At 63.9% G+C, this 16,508-nt stretch carries 18 protein-coding genes; 10 read left to right on the top strand and 8 right to left on the bottom strand.

From position 1 onward, the window contains the following. Window positions 1-4: 4 nt before the first annotated feature. The 3 genes from ATY76_RS03280 (at window position 5) to ATY76_RS03270 (ending at window position 2,776) form a co-directional block, all read left to right on the top strand. Window positions 5-760: an SDR family oxidoreductase gene (locus ATY76_RS03280; RefSeq protein ID WP_088673325.1), complete on the top strand. Its 756-nt coding sequence runs from the start codon at window positions 5-7 to the stop codon at window positions 758-760. A gap of 33 nt (window positions 761-793) precedes the next feature. After that, a complete protein-coding gene (locus tag ATY76_RS03275; RefSeq protein ID WP_088673324.1) occupies window positions 794-1,210 on the top strand; it encodes a cupin domain-containing protein in 417 nt (138 codons plus the stop codon). A 96-nt stretch (window positions 1,211-1,306) separates the two neighbouring features. Beyond that, window positions 1,307-2,776 (top strand): mechanosensitive ion channel family protein, encoded by a 1,470-nt coding sequence (locus ATY76_RS03270; RefSeq protein WP_088673323.1) that lies wholly within the window; start codon window positions 1,307-1,309, stop codon window positions 2,774-2,776. A 1-nt stretch (window position 2,777) separates the two neighbouring features. On the opposite strand, the gene ATY76_RS03265 is transcribed toward ATY76_RS03270, so the two are convergent. Continuing rightward, window positions 2,778-3,266 carry an Rrf2 family transcriptional regulator gene (locus ATY76_RS03265; protein ID WP_088673322.1) on the bottom strand — a complete coding sequence of 163 codons (489 nt, stop codon included), beginning with the start codon at window positions 3,264-3,266 and terminating at the stop codon, window positions 2,778-2,780. A gap of 213 nt (window positions 3,267-3,479) precedes the next feature. On the opposite strand from ATY76_RS03265, the gene ATY76_RS03260 reads away from it, so the two are divergent. From ATY76_RS03260 to ATY76_RS03250, 3 genes are read left to right on the top strand one after another with little or no spacing between them, the layout of a single operon-like run. Then, window positions 3,480-3,860, top strand: a complete 381-nt coding sequence (locus ATY76_RS03260; protein WP_088673321.1) for a hypothetical protein — start codon at window positions 3,480-3,482, stop codon at window positions 3,858-3,860. A gap of 31 nt (window positions 3,861-3,891) precedes the next feature. Then, the gene (locus tag ATY76_RS03255; protein WP_088673320.1) at window positions 3,892-4,407 is read left to right on the top strand and encodes an RNA polymerase sigma factor; all 516 of its coding nucleotides are present in this window, start codon (window positions 3,892-3,894) and stop codon (window positions 4,405-4,407) included. Then, window positions 4,404-5,186: an anti-sigma factor gene (locus ATY76_RS03250; protein ID WP_088673319.1), complete on the top strand. Its 783-nt coding sequence runs from the start codon at window positions 4,404-4,406 to the stop codon at window positions 5,184-5,186. Before ATY76_RS03255 ends, ATY76_RS03250 begins: the two co-directional genes overlap by 4 nt. Window positions 5,187-5,189: 3 nt before the next feature. On the opposite strand, the gene ATY76_RS03245 is transcribed toward ATY76_RS03250, so the two are convergent. From ATY76_RS03245 to nthA, 3 genes are read right to left on the bottom strand one after another with little or no spacing between them, the layout of a single operon-like run. Beyond that, complete coding sequence (locus ATY76_RS03245; protein WP_088673318.1) at window positions 5,190-5,558, bottom strand: nitrile hydratase accessory protein; 369 nt, start codon at window positions 5,556-5,558, stop codon at window positions 5,190-5,192. Further along, window positions 5,545-6,204: a nitrile hydratase subunit beta gene (nthB, locus tag ATY76_RS03240; RefSeq protein ID WP_088673317.1), complete on the bottom strand. Its 660-nt coding sequence runs from the start codon at window positions 6,202-6,204 to the stop codon at window positions 5,545-5,547. The genes ATY76_RS03245 and nthB overlap by 14 nt, the downstream gene beginning before the upstream one ends. Then, the gene (nthA, locus tag ATY76_RS03235; RefSeq protein WP_088673743.1) at window positions 6,201-6,854 is read right to left on the bottom strand and encodes a nitrile hydratase subunit alpha; all 654 of its coding nucleotides are present in this window, start codon (window positions 6,852-6,854) and stop codon (window positions 6,201-6,203) included. The genes nthB and nthA overlap by 4 nt, the downstream gene beginning before the upstream one ends. 338 nt (window positions 6,855-7,192) lie before the next feature. On the opposite strand from nthA, the gene ATY76_RS03230 reads away from it, so the two are divergent. Continuing rightward, window positions 7,193-8,461 (top strand): SDR family oxidoreductase, encoded by a 1,269-nt coding sequence (locus ATY76_RS03230; RefSeq protein WP_088673316.1) that lies wholly within the window; start codon window positions 7,193-7,195, stop codon window positions 8,459-8,461. Next, window positions 8,461-8,937, top strand: coding sequence for a DUF2269 domain-containing protein (locus tag ATY76_RS03225; RefSeq protein ID WP_088673315.1), 477 nt, complete (start codon window positions 8,461-8,463; stop codon window positions 8,935-8,937). Before ATY76_RS03230 ends, ATY76_RS03225 begins: the two co-directional genes overlap by 1 nt. Here ATY76_RS03225 and ATY76_RS03220 read toward each other — a convergent pair. Next, window positions 8,929-9,522, bottom strand: a complete 594-nt coding sequence (locus ATY76_RS03220) for a LysE family translocator (RefSeq protein WP_088673314.1) — start codon at window positions 9,520-9,522, stop codon at window positions 8,929-8,931. The two genes, ATY76_RS03225 and ATY76_RS03220, sit on opposite strands and share 9 nt — an antisense overlap. 153 nt (window positions 9,523-9,675) lie before the next feature. Here ATY76_RS03220 and ATY76_RS03215 point away from each other — a divergent pair, with 153 nt between their 5' ends. Beyond that, complete coding sequence (locus ATY76_RS03215) at window positions 9,676-10,524, top strand: aldo/keto reductase (protein ID WP_088673742.1); 849 nt, start codon at window positions 9,676-9,678, stop codon at window positions 10,522-10,524. Between the two features lie 334 nt (window positions 10,525-10,858). Here ATY76_RS03215 and ilvN read toward each other — a convergent pair whose 3' ends face one another. Together ilvN and ATY76_RS03205 are read right to left on the bottom strand one after the other, a co-directional pair. After that, window positions 10,859-11,431 carry an acetolactate synthase small subunit gene (gene ilvN / locus ATY76_RS03210; RefSeq protein WP_088673313.1) on the bottom strand — a complete coding sequence of 191 codons (573 nt, stop codon included), beginning with the start codon at window positions 11,429-11,431 and terminating at the stop codon, window positions 10,859-10,861. Between the two features lie 23 nt (window positions 11,432-11,454). Further along, window positions 11,455-13,245 (bottom strand): acetolactate synthase 3 large subunit, encoded by a 1,791-nt coding sequence (locus ATY76_RS03205; protein ID WP_088673312.1) that lies wholly within the window; start codon window positions 13,243-13,245, stop codon window positions 11,455-11,457. Between the two features lie 324 nt (window positions 13,246-13,569). Here ATY76_RS03205 and ATY76_RS03200 point away from each other — a divergent pair, with 324 nt between their 5' ends. Continuing rightward, the gene (locus tag ATY76_RS03200) at window positions 13,570-15,609 is read left to right on the top strand and encodes a DUF87 domain-containing protein (RefSeq protein WP_088673311.1); all 2,040 of its coding nucleotides are present in this window, start codon (window positions 13,570-13,572) and stop codon (window positions 15,607-15,609) included. Here the strand turns inward: ATY76_RS03200 and ATY76_RS03195 are convergent. Beyond that, window positions 15,594-16,508, bottom strand: a complete 915-nt coding sequence (locus ATY76_RS03195) for a dihydrodipicolinate synthase family protein (protein ID WP_088673310.1) — start codon at window positions 16,506-16,508, stop codon at window positions 15,594-15,596. The genes ATY76_RS03200 and ATY76_RS03195 overlap by 16 nt on opposite strands.

The following is a 16,508-nucleotide window of genomic DNA, read 5'->3' as shown; positions in this document are numbered from 1 at the left end:
CGTTATGAAAATCGTCGTCATCGGCGGAACCGGCCTCATCGGTTCGAAGACTGTCGAACGCCTGCGCAAGCGCGGGCACGAGGTGATCGCCGCCTCGCCGAACACAGGCGTCAACACGCTCACCGGGGAAGGTCTGGCAGAAGCGCTGACAGGCGCCGACGTCGTGCTCGACCTCGCCAATTCGCCCTCCTTCGAGGACAAGGCCGTGCTCGAATTCTTCGAGACGTCGGGACGCAATCTCCTCGCCGCTGAAAAGGCCGCCGGCGTGAAGCACCATATCGCGCTTTCCGTCGTCGGCACCGAACGGCTGCAGGAAAGCGGCTATTTCCGCGGCAAGCTCGCCCAGGAGCAGCTGATCAGGGCGTCGGGCATTCCCTATACGATAGTGCATTCGACGCAGTTCATGGAATTCCTGAACGGCATCGCCCAGTCCGGCACGGTCGGCCAGACGGTTCGCCTGTCGCCTGCCTATGTGCAGCCGATCGCTTCCGACGATGTCGCCGACGCCATGGCCGACGTGGCGCTCTCCGCCCCGGCCAACAAGACGATCGAAATATCCGGCCCGGAACGCGTCCGTCTCAGCGAGCTCGTCGCCCGCTATCTCAAGGCGATGAAGGATCCGAGGACCGTCGAGGCCGACGCCGAGGCGAAATATTTCGGCGCCAGGCTGAACGACCAATCGCTCGTGTCCGACGACGATCCGCGCCTCGGCTCGATCACCTTCGAACAGTGGTTCGCCACATCCGCCCGGCCGAAGTGACCGGCCTCCTCCCCTGCCAACAAGGAGATTCCCATGATCAAGTCCTCATTCCTCGCCGCCGCCCTCACCCTTCTGGCGGCCACCGGCGCTTCTGCCCATGACAGCAGCAAGTCCGCCAAGGTGACGCTCGTCTATGAGCACGAACTGCCGAACGTGCCCGGCAAGAGCATCAAGGGCGTGCTGGTCGAATACGGCCCCGGCGGCTTTTCCGAAGGCCACACCCATCCGGACTCGGCCTTCATCTACGCCACGGTGCTGGAGGGATCGATCCGCAGCCAGGTCAATGACGGCCCGGTCAAGACCTATCAGGCCGGCGAGAGCTTCTCGGAAATGCCGGGCGACCGCCATGGCGTCAGCGCCAATGGCAGCGAGACGCAGCCCGCCCGCCTGCTCGCCGTCTTCGTTGTCGACACCGACCAGAAAGAGCTGACGTTCCCGCTGCAGAACTGACGATCCGCCAAAGGCCAGCCGTGCGGGCTCCAAGCTTGCGCGGCTGGCCGACATGCTCAATCATGTGCCGCCCGCCCCTCCCGGAGAAAGAGTGAGATGATCTACGACGCGCTCTTCGGCAAGCCTCTGATATCTCTCATAGCGGTCGGCTTCGCCGGCATCGTCGTCTGGTACTTTCTCTCCAGCCAGCGGCCGACGACGCGGCTGGTGGTACAGATCCTCTTCTTTGCCGCAATGACGCTCATCCTCGTCGGCAGCGGCATCGAGCCCCATCGCTTCCAGGGATATGAGACGCAGGACCCGCAGGCCCTGCTCGTCATCCTCGCCAAATCGCTCTGGTGGGTTCACCTGGCATGGGCCGTCATCGGCTTCATCAGGCTCTATCTGGTGCTGGAGGGCAGCCCGCGCGAGGCCCGCCTGCTCCAGGATCTCGTCATCGGCATTGTCTATATCGGCATGATGCTCTCGATCCTCGCCTTCGTCTTCGGCGTGCCGATCGGAACCCTCGTCGCCACGTCAGGCGTCGTCGCCATCATTCTCGGTCTCGCGCTGCAGAACACGCTCGCCGACGTCTTCTCCGGCATCGCGCTGACGCTCGGCCGGCCCTATGTCATCGGCGACTGGATCCTTTTGAGCGACGGCACGGAAGGGCGCGTCGTCGAGAGCAACTGGCGTGCGACGCACATCTTGACCCCCGGCAACAATATCGTCGTGCTGCCGAACAGCTTTCTCGCCAAGCTCGGCCTGACCAATGTCAGCCGGCCGGACGAGACCCATCTGCTGATCCTCACCATCCGCATTGCGCCGACGCGCATGCCGGCATCGATCCGCCAGGTCATGCTGACGGCGCTGACGAGCTGCAATTTGATCGTGCGCGACCCGCCGCCGGCGGTCGCCCTGAAGGCGCTGGACGCCACCGCGCTCGAAGTCGAGCTGCAGTTCCGGGTGACGAGCCCGAGCCAGCGCGTGCCGGCGCGAAACGAGGTGCTCGATCTCGTCTATCGCCATTGCAAATCAGCCGGACTGCTGCTCGCCATTCCGCCGTCGGCAACGGTGTTGACGGCCAACCTGCCGACCGAGGAAAACGCCCAGCCGCCGAGCGTGACGCCGCTTGCGCTGATCGACGCCATTCCGGTCTTTGCGACGCTGACGGCGGAGGAAAAGGCAAAGCTCGCCGAAACCACCGCTGCCCGGCAGTTCCGCAAGGGCGATATCATCGTGCGCGAGGGCGAAATGCTGCCCTCGCTGATGATGGTGCGCGCCGGTATCATCGCCGCCCGGCATGCGGGCGAGGAGCGCGGACGCTTGGCGCCCGGCGATTTCTTCGGCGAGACCGGCCTGCAGGAAGTCTGCACCCTGGAGGCGCTGACGCCGGTGACGGCCTATGAAATCGACCAGGAGGCCTTCGCGCCGCTGCTTGCCGAACGCTCAGGCCTGGCCGAGGAAATCGCCGAACACCTCGCCGGCCGCGCCGAGCGCTTCCGCGACGGCGCCGCCCTGCCGCCGGAACAGATCCGCAGCGCCCATGCCATCCTGAAGACCATCAGGACCATTTTCAGAGCATAGTTCAGCCGGCGCGCTTCAGCACCCATTCGAACGTGTCCCGCCAGATATCGGGCGGAACCTCCTCGGACAGGGTTCCGACGAGATCGGAGAGGCGGACGCGTCGCAGCGTATTGCGCCAGGCTTCGTCGGCTTCCCACATGACGCGGGCGACCGCGCAGGGCTTGCTGTCGCAATAGCCGGCCGGCCGGCAGGGGTTGTTCTCGCGAATATTCGTGCAGATGAAACTGCGCGCCTTGCCTTCGACCGCCTCGACGATGTCGAGGAAATTGATCTCCGACGAGGACCTGGCAAGCCTGTAGCCGCCGCTCGGGCCGAGGGTGGTATCGACCAAGGAAGCCTGCGAAAGGCTCTGCAGCGCCTTGGAAAGATATTCCTTCGGCAGGCCATGAAGCTCGGCGAGCGCCTTGGTGGAGAGATACCTGCCTTCGGGCAGGCCCGCGAGAATGGCGCAGCAATGGAGCGCCCACTCGACCTGGCTTTTCAGGATCATTCAGCAACTCGCGTGATGGCTGGTTCTGCGAACGGAATTAAGGATATATATTATCCGCAAACCGGCATGATGTAAATGACCTGCAAAGCAGGGTCTTGTGGCGAATGATCGTCCGCCCGGCATAAACTGTCCCGCCTCGGGAATAAAACCGCCTCGCCTGGTGTCTCATCTCAGGTAGCGCGAAATCGCGTGCCCAACCCGAGGAGAAACATCATGAAGTCCGTGAAATTCCTGTCCGCCGTAGCGGCCGGCGCCTTTGCCGCGACCGCTGCCTTCGCCGCCGCCCCCGTCACGGAAGTCGATTCCGCCAAGGGCAAGGTTCTGGCCGGCGAAAACGGCATGACCCTCTACACCTTCAAGAAGGACGCCAAGGGCGTTTCCAACTGCTACGACGATTGCGCCAAGAACTGGCCGCCGCTGATGGCCGCTTCCGATGCCAAGGCCGATGGTGCATATTCGATCATCGATCGCAAGGATGGCACGAAGCAATGGGCCAAGGACGGCATGCCGCTCTATTACTGGGTCAAGGACAAGAAGGCCGGCGACATCACCGGCGACGGCGTCGGCGGCAACTGGGATCTCGCCAAGCCTTGATCTTAGCGGCCCTGACATCAAGAGAGCCGGCGTGAAGACACCCGCACCCGAAAGTTTCGAGGGCCAGATCCTGGCCCTCCTCCCCTCGCTCAGGCGCTATTCGCGCAGCCTGACGCGCTCGGATGCCGACGGCGAGGATCTGCTGCAGGACTGTGTCGAGAAGATATTGACGCGCCGCGGCCAATGGCGCGGCCTCAATCTGCGCGGCTGGGTCCTGACGATCATGACCAATCTCTACCGCAACGGACGGCGCGGCAAGGCGCGCGGCGGCCTGGTCGAGCTCGATGCCGCCGAGGATATGGCCGCCCCCGAACCGGTCGCCGATCCGCTGGAGCGCGCCCGGCTCAACGATGCGCTGAACAGCCTTTCGGAGGAACACCGCGCCGTGCTGATGCTGATCGTCATCGAGGGATATAGCTATAGCGAGGTCGCCGCCGCGCTCGACATCCCGATCGGTACGGTCATGTCCCGCCTGTCGCGCGCCCGCCAACGTGTCGCCGAACACCTGAAGGCCGATAACATCATTACGCTTCGGAGACCGAAATGAACGACGCCAACCCGATCGTCACCGAAGCCGATCTCCACGCCTATGCCGACGGCCAGCTGCCCGAAACGGCGCGCGCCCGCATCGCGACCTACCTCGCCGACAATCCCGACGAGGCGGCGATGGTCGCGGAATGGCAGGTGCAGAACGCAGGCATCCGCTCGCTCTTTGCCAGCTACGAAATGGCCAGGGATAGCGATCCCCTGCTCGTATCCCCGGCGCGCACCGCCTCGCCGGCGGCGAAGCGCTTCGCCGTCGCCGCCGCCGCCCTCCTCGTCTTCGCCCTCGGTGCCGTCACCGGCCATTATGGCCCGGCCCTTGTTCAAAAGCCGGACCTGCAGCTTGCCGGTTCCGAGACGCTGCCGAAACAGGCCGAGACCGCCTTCACCGTCTATGCCGCCGAAGTCCGCCATCCCGTCGAAGTCTTCGCCGACGAAGAAGCCCATCTCGCCACCTGGCTTGGCAAGCGGCTGGCGATCCAGAACCTCAAGATCCCCAACCTGCAGCCGCTCGGCTTCAAGCTGGTCGGCGGCCGACTGCTGCCGGTCGACGGCAGGCCGGGCGCGATGTTCATGTACGAGAACCAGGCCGGCGAGCGCCTGACCGTCGTTGTCGGCCGCAACAAGGAAAACCGCACGACGAGCTTCCGCTTCGCCTCGTCGGGCAACCTCGAAACCTTCTACTGGATCGACGGCGAACTCGGTTATGCCGTCACCGGCGAAATCTCGCGCGAGTCGCTGCGCGCCGTGGCCGAGGAATGCTATAGGCAGTTCCCGTCGTGAGGATCAGCGCAGCGGATCGTTGGCGAGTTCGATCGGGTGGCCATGCGGCGTCGCTTCGGCGGCCCGCTGCCAGCTCTGCTGCAGGTCGAGAATCTCGTCCACGTCGACGATGCCGTGGTCGACGATGATGTTGGAGAGCGCCGCCACCCAACAGTCGAAATAGTCGCTGCCGTCTTCGGCCCGACCGCGCCTGTTCAACTGCATCGAAAGCGCATGGGTCCATTCGTCCCAGTCGAAGATGCCTTTTTCGTATAGGCCCACAACCATGGCGAAGGCATCGGCCATCCATGGCGCGGCAAAGACTGGCTCGCCCTCCGGCGACTTCGGCAAGCCGGGTGATTGCGTCAACGGCGGCGTTTCATGCTCGCTCAAGATAACTCTCCCATGCGTCGATCGAGACCGTCAGCGACGGATCCGCGCCCTCGCCCCAGATCTCGCCGCCGTCGAAAACGACGGTATAGAGCCATTGCGGGTTCTCGCCCTTGCCATGCGCATTATCATCGGGAAAGACGAAGGAGCCCTGCACCGCTTCGACGACGCCGGCCTTGGCCCGGGCGTAGCGCGGCAATCGTGTATGCGTCGCCGAATTGAAATTCTTCGTCTTCACCCGCTCGCCGGCCGCAAAGCGTGGCTCGCCATCCATCGGCCGGTCGCAAGGCCCGCCCTTGGCAAGCACGGCGGGCACCATCTCCGCCTTCAGCACCCGTTTCGGCGCAGCACCCTCCTGCAGCTTGTGGCCGGACAAGAGCTCCTCGCGCGTCGCAAAGCCGTGGCGCGCAAGCAGCGTCTCGACGCCGCGGATCCAGATCTCGTAATAGCTCGCCGAGAGGTAATCGGCCGGCGGGATATTCTCGCGCGCATGCCGGCTTTCATCGATCGTCCAGGCGCCGAAGGCACCGCAGGAGAGCGTGATGCCAAGCGCCCGCTTTTCCCATTCGGCATGGAAATAGGGCTCGTCCTTCTCAGGCGCGACGGGCCCGAAGCCCATCTGCCCGCCGAGATCGTGCGGTCCGTTCATGACAAAGCCTCCGGGCTGCCGGCGACCGCCGTGCCGATCATCGCGTCGCGGCTGACGAGGCCGGCAAGTGCAACCTCATCCATTCCCTCCGTGCCCTCCGGCCGTTCGGGGATCACGAGATAACGCAGCTCCGCCGTCGAATCCCAGACGCGGATCTTCTTGTCCTCCGGCAGGCTCAGCCCGAATTCGGCAAGCACGCCGCGCGGATCGATCACCGCCCGGGAACGATATGCCGGCGCCTTGTACCAGACCGGCGGCAGGCCGAGCACCGACCAGGGATAACAGGAGCAGAGCGTGCAGACGACGAGGTTATGGGTGTCGGCGGTATTGAAGACAGCGCGCATATGCTCGCCCTGCCGGCCGGTATAACCGAGGCTCGCAATCGCCGCCGTCGCATCGCGCCTCAGCCAGTCGGCGAAATCAGGATCGCTCCAGGCCTTGGCGACGACATGCGCGCCATTCCTCGGCCCGACCTTCGTCTCGTAGGTCTCGACAATCGTATCGATCGCCGCCGGGTCGATCAGCCCCTTCTCCGTCAGCAGCGTTTCCAGCGCCTTCACGCGCGCCTGCATGTCGGAATAGTGGTTGTCGTGATCGTGGTGATGGTCGTAGTTGTGGTCGTGATCGTGATCGTCGTGATCGTCGTGCAAGATAATATCCTCCAAAACGGCGGTCTAAGGATCGCAAGGCCGGCGGCTTGCTCCCTCTTCTCCCCAGCGGGGAGAAGGTGGCCCGAAGGGTCGGATGAGGGGGCCACACGGCACACCCGTCATGTTGCCCTTCGCTTACGCTCCGTGCATTCGCGGCCTACGCCGCTCACCCCCTCATCTGCCTGCCGGCATCTTCTCCCCGCCGGGGAGAAGCGGAATCGCCGCAACGTCTCGCCCAACCTAACGGATCCTGAAACCGTCGCCTTTCCTTTCTACCATACACCACAACCCCGCCAAGCCCTCCTATCCCACTCAAACTTTTCCGCTAATCTCCCGCCATGAACATCCTGATTCTCGGCGCAACCGGCTTCATAGGCTCCGTCGTCGCGGCCCGGCTCGTTGCGGACGGCCATGCCGTGACCGGGCTCGGCCGCAATCCCGCGCGCGCCCGCCTGAAACAGCCGGCGATCGACTGGCGGCAGGCCGATCTCTCGCGGATGACAAAGCCCCAGGACTGGAAGGACCTGCTCAAAGACCAGCACGCCGTCGTCAATTGCGCCGGCGCCCTGCAGGACGGGCTTTCGGACGATCTCGCGGCGACCCAGGCGGATGCGATGCTGGCGCTTTATGCCGCGGCGACACGCTCGCGTCCGCTGATCGTGCAGATATCTGCAAGGACGACGGGTGCTGCAGGCGCGCTGCCCTTCCTCGCCACCAAGCGGCGGGCCGACGAGGCGCTGGCGGCAAGCGGCCTGCCTCATCTCATCCTGCGCCCTGCCCTGGTTCTCGGCCGCAACGCCCATGGCGGCTCGTCGCTCGTCAGAGCGCTCGCCGCCTTTCCGCTGGCGCTGCCGCTCGTCCATGCCGAAAGCCCGGTCGAAACGCTTTCGGTGGATGATGTGGCGGAGGCCGTGTCGCGGGCGGTCGCAGGCGGTCTACGCGGCGATATCGATCTCGCCGCCGGCGAGGTGCTGACACTCGCCGAACTCGTCAGCCTTCACCGGCAATGGCTGGGGCTGCCGCCGGCCCGCGTCTTTTCGCTTGCTCCCTGGCTTACGCGACCGGTGACCTGGCTTGCCGATATGGCAGGCCTGCTCGGCTGGCGTTCGCCGCTGCGCTCGACGGCGATGACAGTCATGTCGGAGGGCATACGAAGCAAGGGAGAAAGCGGCCTCGCTGCGACATCGGCGGCGGCCACGCTCGCCGCCAATCCCTCCGGGGTGCAGGATCTCTGGTTTGCCCGGCTCTATCTCCTGAAGCCGCTCGTCATATCGGGCCTCTCGGCCTTCTGGCTGCTCTCCGGCCTGATCCCGCTGCTTTCGATGGAAAGGGCCTCGGCGCACTTTCTGCCCTTCATGCCCGAAGCGGCAGCAACGGCGCTGACGCTCGCGACCTGCCTCATCGATCTGGCGCTCGGCGCCGCCGTGCTCGTTCGGCCGCTCGCCAGACGCGCCCTTCTCGGCATGCTCGCCGTCTCATCGGCCTATCTTTCCGGCGGCACGCTTCTCGAACCCGCGCTCTGGCTCGATCCGCTCGGCCCCCTCGTCAAGGTGCTGCCGTCGCTCCTGCTGACGCTGACGGCGCTGGCCACACTGGATGAACGCTGATGCTCGAAGAATGGCTGCTGCTTGCCCATGTCATCGGCGCGACCGTGCTCTTCGGCACCGGCGCCGGCATCGCGTTCTTCATGGTGATGGCGCACCGCACGCGTGATCCCGCCCTGATCGCTCATGTCGCCGGAACTGTCGTCATCGCCGACACGGTCTTCACCGCAACGGCCGCCATTCTCCAGCCCGTGACCGGCTATCTCCTTGCCCGCTCGATCGGTTGGGACCTGTCGGAGAGCTGGATTGCGCTGTCGCTGCTGCTTTACGTCGTCACCGGCCTGTTCTGGCTGCCGGTCGTCTGGATCCAGATCCGCCTGCGCGATCTCGCCCGCGCTGCCGCGGCATCGGCGAGCGCCCTGCCGCCCGCCTATTTCAGGCTCTACCGCGTCTGGTTCGTTTTCGGCTTTCCGGCCTTTGCAGCCGTCATCGGCATTTTCTGGCTGATGCTGACGAAACCGTCGATCGCATTATTTTAGCATCGGCCAAAGGCTCGCCACGAGAAGCACTGCCATGGTGATATTGAACCACTTCAACCGCACCGGATCGGAAAGCCAGTCTCTCAGCGCCGAGCCGAAGCCCGCCCAGGTCGAGACGCTCGGCACGTTGACCACCGCGAAAGCCAGGCCGACGATCAGCACGCTGGCGAGATAGAGTTCGGGATTGGTGTAGGTCGCCATCGCGGTGACCGCCATCACCCAGGCTTTCGGGTTAACCCACTGGAAGGCCGCCGCCGAGACGAAGGACATCGGGGCGGCACTGTTGCTGCCCTCCCTCAGCGAACGCGAGGAGGCGATCTTCCAGGCGATCCAGACGAGATAGGCGCCGCCGGCGAACTTCAGCACCGTATAGACCAGCGGCAGCGTGTGCAGCAGCGCCCCGAGCCCGAGACCGACGCCGATCAGCAGCGAGAAGAAACCGGCGCCGATGCCGAACATATGCGGGATCGTCCTGCGGAAGCCGAAATTCACGCCAGAGGCAAAGAGCATCATATTGTTCGGCCCCGGCGTGATCGACGTCGTGAACGCAAAAAGAACAAGGGCGAAAAACGTATCCAGCGGCATGCGACCTCCCAAAGCCGGCTCTTTTCCGCGGCCTGCTTTATTTAGGTCAGCATAACTGCCCTAAACTCTTGACGCCATTACATCATTGTCATGGTGACAGGATTGGTTGAAAGATAAGGACGCTGCGCAATCTCCTGGAAAATGGAAAATATCTTGCAGGACGACCCTATCCCCTCCGTCAAATTCCCGAACGACACGGACGTGCCGGCGCTCGGCCAGGGAACCTGGGCCATGGGCGAGGATGCCGGCCATGCCAGAATCGAGATCGAAAGCCTCAAGGCGGGCATCGATCTCGGCATGACGCTGATCGACACCGCCGAAATGTATGGCGACGGCGGCGCCGAGGAGATCGTCGGCCAGGCGATCGGGGGACGGCGCGACGAAGTCTTTCTCGTCAGCAAGGTCTATCCCTGGAACGCTAGCCTGAAAGGCACGGTCGAGGCCTGCGAGCGCAGCCTGGAACGACTCGGCACCGATCGGATCGACCTTTATCTCCTGCACTGGCGCGGCAACTATCCCCTTGCCGAAACCGTCGCCGCCTTCGAAATGCTGAAAGCGTCAGGCAAGATCGCCGCCTGGGGCGTCTCCAATTTCGATACCGACGACATGGAAGAGCTGCTCGGGGTTCCCGACGGCGCCAATGTCGCGGCCAACCAAGTGCTCTACAATCTCTCCCGCCGCGGCATCGAATACGATCTCCTGCCCTGGTGCCAAAGCCGCGGCATTCCCGTCATGGCCTATTCGCCGATCGAGCAGGGACATATCCTCCACCATCCCGAACTGATCCGCATCGCCAAGGCCTATCAGGCGACGCCCGCCCAGCTGGCGCTTGCCTTCCTGCTCCAACGCGACGGCGTCATCGTCATCCCGAAAACGTCGAATGCCGAACGCGTGGCGGAGAACCGCGACTGCGTCGCGCTTGAGATCACCGACGAGGACTGGCAGGCGCTGGACGCCGCCTTCCCGCCGCCGGCAGGGAAAAAGCCGCTGGAGATGCTTTAAGACTCTTCCGCACCTATCCCGTTATATGCCGCAGCCTCGCGATTCCCTCTTCTCCCCGGCGGGGAGAAGGTGCCCGTAGGGCGGATGAGGGGGCCGCGCGGCACACCCTCTCCACAGTTCATTCCCTACTGCTTCGTCCAAGGGATTCGTAGGAATGACGAGAAGGAAACGTTTCGCCAAATCACGTGGCCGACGTCGTGCCGTGCAGCCCCCTCATCCGCCTGCCGGCACCTTCTCCCCGCTGGGGAGAAGAAACTTGTGGCAACCTCTCCGTCCCCCGCCCACCGGACAACTCCGGTACAAGGCGAGGATGATGTCGAGTAAAGTTGCGGGCTCACATCCCCTGCGCGCCACGGTTCATCGCGGCGATGCCCGTGCGGCAGACTTCGATCAGACCAAGCGGCTTCATGATCGCGACGAACTGGTCGATCTTCGACGACTTGCCGGTGATCTCCAGAATGAAGTGACCGACAGTCGCATCCACCACCTTGGCATGGAAGGCATCGGCAAGGCGCAGCGTCTCGGCGCGGGTGTCACCCTCGCCGATCACCTTGACCAGCGCCACTTCACGCTCGATTGGCCGTTCCTGGCCGAGTTCGCGGGCACGCACCGTCAGATCGACGACGCGATGGACCGGCACGATGCGATCGAGCTGCGCCTTGATCTGCTCGAGCACGTGCGGCGTGCCGCGCGTGACGATGGTGATGCGCGAAAGATGCGCCTGGTGCTCGGTCTCCGAAACCGTAAGACTTTCGATATTGTAGCCGCGGCCGGAGAACAGGCCGATGACGCGGGCAAGGACGCCCGGTTCGTTATCGACGAGAACCGAAAGCGTGTGGCTCTCGACTGCTGTCGTTTCCGGCGAGATGAAGTAGGCAGAGCCGGTGGGCTGAAGATGTGCGTTCATGGTCCTGGGTTCCTACCTTATCGTTATACGAGCTGACGGCCCTTGGCGTCGATCGCGTTGGCGACCGCTTCATCCGTGGCTTCGTCGGGCAGCAGCATTTCGTTATGGGCCTTGCCCGAGGGGATCATCGGGAAGCAGTTGGCGAGATTGGCAACCCGGCAATCGAAGATAACAGGCTTCTTGACCTCGATCATCTCGACGATGGCGTCGTCGAGCTCACCCGGCTTGTCGCAGCGCAGGCCGACCCCGCCATAGGCTTCCGCCAGCTTGACGAAATCAGGCATCGCCTCGGTATAGGAGTGCGACAGGCGGTTGCCGTGCAGGAGCTGCTGCCACTGGCGCACCATGCCCATGTACTGGTTGTTCATGATGAAGATCTTGATCGGCGCGTCATACTGGATCGCCGTCGACATTTCCTGAATGCACATCTGGATCGAGGCGTCGCCGGCAATGTCGATGACGAGGCTTTCCGGATGAGCGATCTGGACGCCGAGGGCCGCCGGCAGGCCGTAGCCCATCGTGCCGAGACCGCCCGAGGTCATCCAGCGGTTCGGCTGTTCGAAGCCGAAGAACTGCGCCGCCCACATCTGATGCTGGCCGACCTCGGTGGTGATGTAGGTGTCGCGATCCTTGGTATGAGCATAGAGGCGCTCCAGCGCATATTGCGGCATGATTACGTCATTGCTCTTGGTGTAAGCGAAGGAGTTGCGCGCCCGCCAGCGGGTGATATCGCTCCACCAATCGGCGAGACGGTTCTTCTCCGGCTTCTTCGGCAGCGCCCGCCACAGGCGGACCATGTCTTCCAGCACATGGCCGACATCGCCGCGGATACCGATATCGACGCGGACGTTCTTGTTGATCGAGGACGGATCGATATCGATATGGATCTTCTTCGAATTCGGCGAGAAGGCGTTGAGGCGGCCGGTGATGCGGTCGTCGAAGCGGGCGCCGATGCAGACCATGACGTCGCAGTCATGCATCGCCATGTTGGCCTCGTAGGAGCCGTGCATGCCGAGCATCTTCAGCCAGTTCTTGCCTGAAGCCGGATATGCGCCGAGGCCCATCAACGTCGAGGTGATCGGGAAATCGGTGAGATCGACCAGCTCGCGCAGCAGCTTGGAGGCCTCGGGGCCGGAATTGACGACGCCACCGCCGGAATAGATGATCGGCCGGCGCGCATTGGCCATCAGCTCGATCGCCGCATGGATCTGGTTGAGGTCGCCCTGGATCTTCGGCTGGTAGCTCTTCTGGATCGGATAATCGGCCGGCGGCGTATAGGTGCCGGTCGCAAACTGCACGTCCTTCGGAATATCGACGACGACGGGACCCGGACGGCCTGACTGGGCGATGCGGAAGGCTTCATGAATGATGGCGGCGAGCTCGTTGACGTCCTTGACCAGCCAGTTGTGCTTGGTGCAGGGCCGGGTGATGCCGACCGTGTCGCATTCCTGGAAGGCGTCGGAGCCGATCAGCGAGGTCGGGACCTGGCCGGTCAGGCAGACGAGCGGGATCGAATCCATCAGCGCGTCCTGCAGCGGCGTGACCGCATTGGTGGCGCCGGGACCCGAGGTGACGAGCATGACGCCGACCTTGCCGGTGGAGCGGGCATAACCTTCGGCCGCATGGCCTGCCCCCTGCTCGTGGCGCACGAGGATGTGCTTGACCTCGTCCTGCTGGAAGATCTCGTCATAGATCGGCAGAACCGCGCCGCCGGGATAGCCGAAGATATGTTCGACGCCGTTGTCCTTCAGCGCCTTGAGAACGATCTCCGCTCCCGTCATCCGATTGCCTGCCGCCTGATTGTCCGTGCTCATCTGTCTGTTCCGTTTGATGCTGGGATTTGCGTTTGTGGCCGGAAGCCCGAAATTCGGGCACAAAAAAAGGCCCCGGAGGAGCCTGTCATCTAGCGCATGGGTGGCTGTCGCCGGATGGTTACACCATCCTGCCCATGCGCCTTCCCACCACGATAAGAGCCGTTGCCATTTTCATGGCGGGAAGTGATAGACAGAAAATTTCGCAGCGTCAACGCATGCCGCAATAAAAAACTACCCCGCGCCTTCGCCCCCTGAAAATCGATAGGATGAAGGATTTGTTAAAGGATCAACTTTATCCTTTAACGCTACCGCAGGGAGTAGCCTTTGCTCAACAACGACTTGCGCATGTCTGGCAAGGCAGGCGAGCACGATAGACGCGACGGCCATGCGCCGGGAAATCGCTTTCTCGGCCGCGTCGTTGCATGCAGCGGATCGAGGGCCACGATTGCCGCCGTCGCCGTCGAGGGCAACACCGATCTCACCGAACTCTGGTCCGTCGGCCGGCTGATCTCCATCAGCGTCGGCCGCAACCGCGTCGTTGCCCTCGTCTATCAGATGAACACCGGCAGCCATGCCTGGGGCGAAGGCGAGGACAATACTTTCAAGATCGAGACCGAGCTTCTCGGCGAAGTCCGCGTCGACGAGGACGGGCGCGAGGAATTCTCGACCGGTATTTCGCGTTATCCCTATCTCGGCGCCATCGCCCACCGCATTCGTTCTGCCGACCTGATGCGCATCTACGATGCCGGAACGGGCACGACCGCCGTCATCGGCAAGCTTACGCAGGACGAAAGCATCGATGCGGCGATCCACATCCCCTCGATGCTCTCCAAGCATTTCGCCGTCGTCGGCTCGACCGGCGTCGGCAAATCGACGGCCGTCTCTCTGCTACTGCACAAAGCGATTGCGGCCGACCCGAAGCTGCGCGTGCTGATCCTCGACCCACACAATGAATTTGCCGCCGCCTTTCCCAAGCACGCCGTCACCATCGATACCGATACGCTCGACCTGCCCTTCTGGCTGATGCGCCTCGAGGAATTCGCCGAGGTCGTCTTCCGCGGCCGTCCGCCGGTGCCCGAAGAGCTCGACATGCTGCGCGACATCATGCCGGAGGCCAAGCGCGCCTTCCGCGGCAGCGACAACTCGCTGGTGCGGCGCACGACGGAAAAAAGCTCGATCACCGCAGATACGCCCGTTCCCTACCGCATGGCCGATCTCCTGGCACTGATCGACGAGCGCATCGGCCGCCTGGAGGGCCGTGCGGAAAAACCTTTCCTGCGTTCCTTGAAGATGCGCCTGATCGCCGCGATCAACGATCCGCGCTATCACTTCATGTTCTCCAACAATACGATCAGCGACACGATCACCGAGACCATCGCGCAAATCTTCCGCATTCCGGGCGACAACCGACCGATCTGCACCTTCCAGCTCGCCGGCATCCCCTCCGAAGTGGTCAATTCGGTCGCCTCTGTGCTCTGCCGCATGGCCTTCGAGGTGGCGCTCTGGAGCGACGGCGCCATCCACATGCTCGTCGTCTGCGAGGAAGCGCACCGCTATATCCCGTCCGATCCCAGCCTCGGCTTCGTGCCGACGCGCCAGGCGATCGCCCGTATCGCCAAGGAAGGCCGCAAATACGGCGTCTCGCTCGGCATCATCACCCAGCGGCCAGGCGAGCTCGACCAGACGATCCTGTCGCAGTGCTCGACGCTCTTTGCCATGCGTCTTGCCAACGACCGCGACCAGGAAATCATCCGTTCGGCCATCCCGAATTCATCGATCTCGACCACCAGCTTCATCTCTTCGATCGGCAATGGCGAGGCCATCGCCTTCGGGGAGGCGATCAGCGTGCCGATGCGCATGCGTTTCTCCCGCGTCGAGGAAAACCTGTTGCCGAAGGCGGCCAGCGCCAACAGCAAGCACAGCGAGGAAGATCCCGACACCGTCGACCTGCGCAAGATCGTCACCCGCATGCGGGCGGTGACCGTCGGGCCTGATATCTCGAATTTCCAGCAGAGCGTTGCCGCATCGATCGCAAGCGCCGATGAGGCTGATGCCGCCGAGGAGGATTTCGCTCCCCAGCCTTACGCGCCGCCCTCGCCCGCCTCACCCCCGCCGGCTTCGGCGCCGCTCGAATCCTACCGCCGCGAATTGCTGCCGCAGACCCCGCGCCTGGATCCGGCCGAGCCGATCCCGACCGACCCGCGGCTTGACGCACTGCGCCGCGAGCTGCGTCGCGAGGAGCCGGTCTTTCCCCGGCCCACGCCGCCGGGCGACCAGCCGCCGATCACCCGCCGGGAACCCGGCACCTCGCTGCGCGAGAGCATTCTGAAAAAGCCGCTGAGCAGCCTTTACAACAAGGATTGACGTTCCAGCGCGATCAGCGGCCGGGCCGCATCGAGCGCATGCTCTCGATCCGCCGGTCCAAGTGGCAAAATCGGGCGCGGCAGCTCCACCGGGACGCCGAGCAGATGCCCGGCGAGCATATAGACCACGCGAATGCTTCCATAGGCCTTGAACACGCCCCAAAGCGGCTGCAGCAGGCCATCGAGCCGGCGCGCCTCGCCCTCATCGCCGGCCATAGCGGCTTTCGCCAGAGCAAGCGCCGTGCGCGGAAGCAGGCCGGCGACGACGCTGTACCAGGCGTCAGCGCCCGACGAGAGCGCTTCGGCCGCACCCCAATCGCCGCTGTAGCCGATCGCGAGACTGGTCTTTTCCCGCAAGGCGGCGATCTCCCCGCGCAGATCGCCGTCGGCCGGCAGCGGCATCTTCACCGCCCTGATCGTCTCGATATCGGAAAGGCGCTGCAGCAGCTCGCGGCTGAAGGTGAAATGCGTGGTGCCGGGATTGTTGTAGATGCAGAGCGGAAGCCTGGTCGCCTTCGCCACGGCAAGGAAATGTTCGTAGGCTTCGTCCTGGGTCAGCGGCGTGTAGGAAACGGGTGCGACGAGAAGCGCATCGGCGCCGGCGGCTTCCGCATCCCTGGCGAGATCCATGGCATGGTCCGTCCGCAAAGCGCCGGCGCCGACGATAAGGGGAACACGGCCGTGCACGCATTCAACCGCCACCTTGACCGCCCGCAGCCGCTCCTCGCGGCTGAGATAGGCGTAAATCCCCGTGCTGCCGAGAAGACCGATGGAAGCCACGCCGGCCCCGCATAGCGGTTCCAGCAGGCGGCCGAGGGCCTCGGTGTCGACGAAGCCATTTCTATCGGCGGGCGTTGGCGGGAAGGCCGAAAGACCATGAAACGGAGAAGCGGAAGACAT

Source organism: Rhizobium sp. R339 (assembly GCF_002211395.1).
In the GTDB taxonomy this organism is placed as follows: Bacteria; Pseudomonadota; Alphaproteobacteria; order Rhizobiales; family Rhizobiaceae; genus Rhizobium.
The sequence above is the reverse complement of the archived record's forward strand: the minus strand, read 5'-3'. Positions and strand labels throughout refer to the sequence as shown.

Bases quoted from the DNA above. Each gene is read 5' to 3' on its own strand.
- ATY76_RS03230 (WP_088673316.1), top strand. From the start codon at position 7,193: ATGAACATCCTGATTCTCGGCGCAACCGGCTTCATAGGCTCCGTCGTC.
- ilvN (WP_088673313.1), bottom strand. From the start codon at position 11,431: ATGAACGCACATCTTCAGCCCACCGGCTCTGCCTACTTCATCTCGCCG.
- ATY76_RS03195 (WP_088673310.1), bottom strand. From the start codon at position 16,508: ATGTCTTCCGCTTCTCCGTTTCATGGTCTTTCGGCCTTCCCGCCAACG.
- ATY76_RS03220 (WP_088673314.1), bottom strand. From the start codon at position 9,522: ATGCCGCTGGATACGTTTTTCGCCCTTGTTCTTTTTGCGTTCACGACG.
- ATY76_RS03275 (WP_088673324.1), top strand. From the start codon at position 794: ATGATCAAGTCCTCATTCCTCGCCGCCGCCCTCACCCTTCTGGCGGCC.
- ATY76_RS03270 (WP_088673323.1), top strand. From the start codon at position 1,307: ATGATCTACGACGCGCTCTTCGGCAAGCCTCTGATATCTCTCATAGCG.
- ATY76_RS03250 (WP_088673319.1), top strand. From the start codon at position 4,404: ATGAACGACGCCAACCCGATCGTCACCGAAGCCGATCTCCACGCCTAT.
- nthB (WP_088673317.1), bottom strand. From the start codon at position 6,204: ATGAACGGACCGCACGATCTCGGCGGGCAGATGGGCTTCGGGCCCGTC.
- ATY76_RS03225 (WP_088673315.1), top strand. From the start codon at position 8,461: ATGCTCGAAGAATGGCTGCTGCTTGCCCATGTCATCGGCGCGACCGTG.
- ATY76_RS03205 (WP_088673312.1), bottom strand. From the start codon at position 13,245: ATGAGCACGGACAATCAGGCGGCAGGCAATCGGATGACGGGAGCGGAG.
- ATY76_RS03260 (WP_088673321.1), top strand. From the start codon at position 3,480: ATGAAGTCCGTGAAATTCCTGTCCGCCGTAGCGGCCGGCGCCTTTGCC.
- ATY76_RS03280 (WP_088673325.1), top strand. From the start codon at position 5: ATGAAAATCGTCGTCATCGGCGGAACCGGCCTCATCGGTTCGAAGACT.
- ATY76_RS03265 (WP_088673322.1), bottom strand. From the start codon at position 3,266: ATGATCCTGAAAAGCCAGGTCGAGTGGGCGCTCCATTGCTGCGCCATT.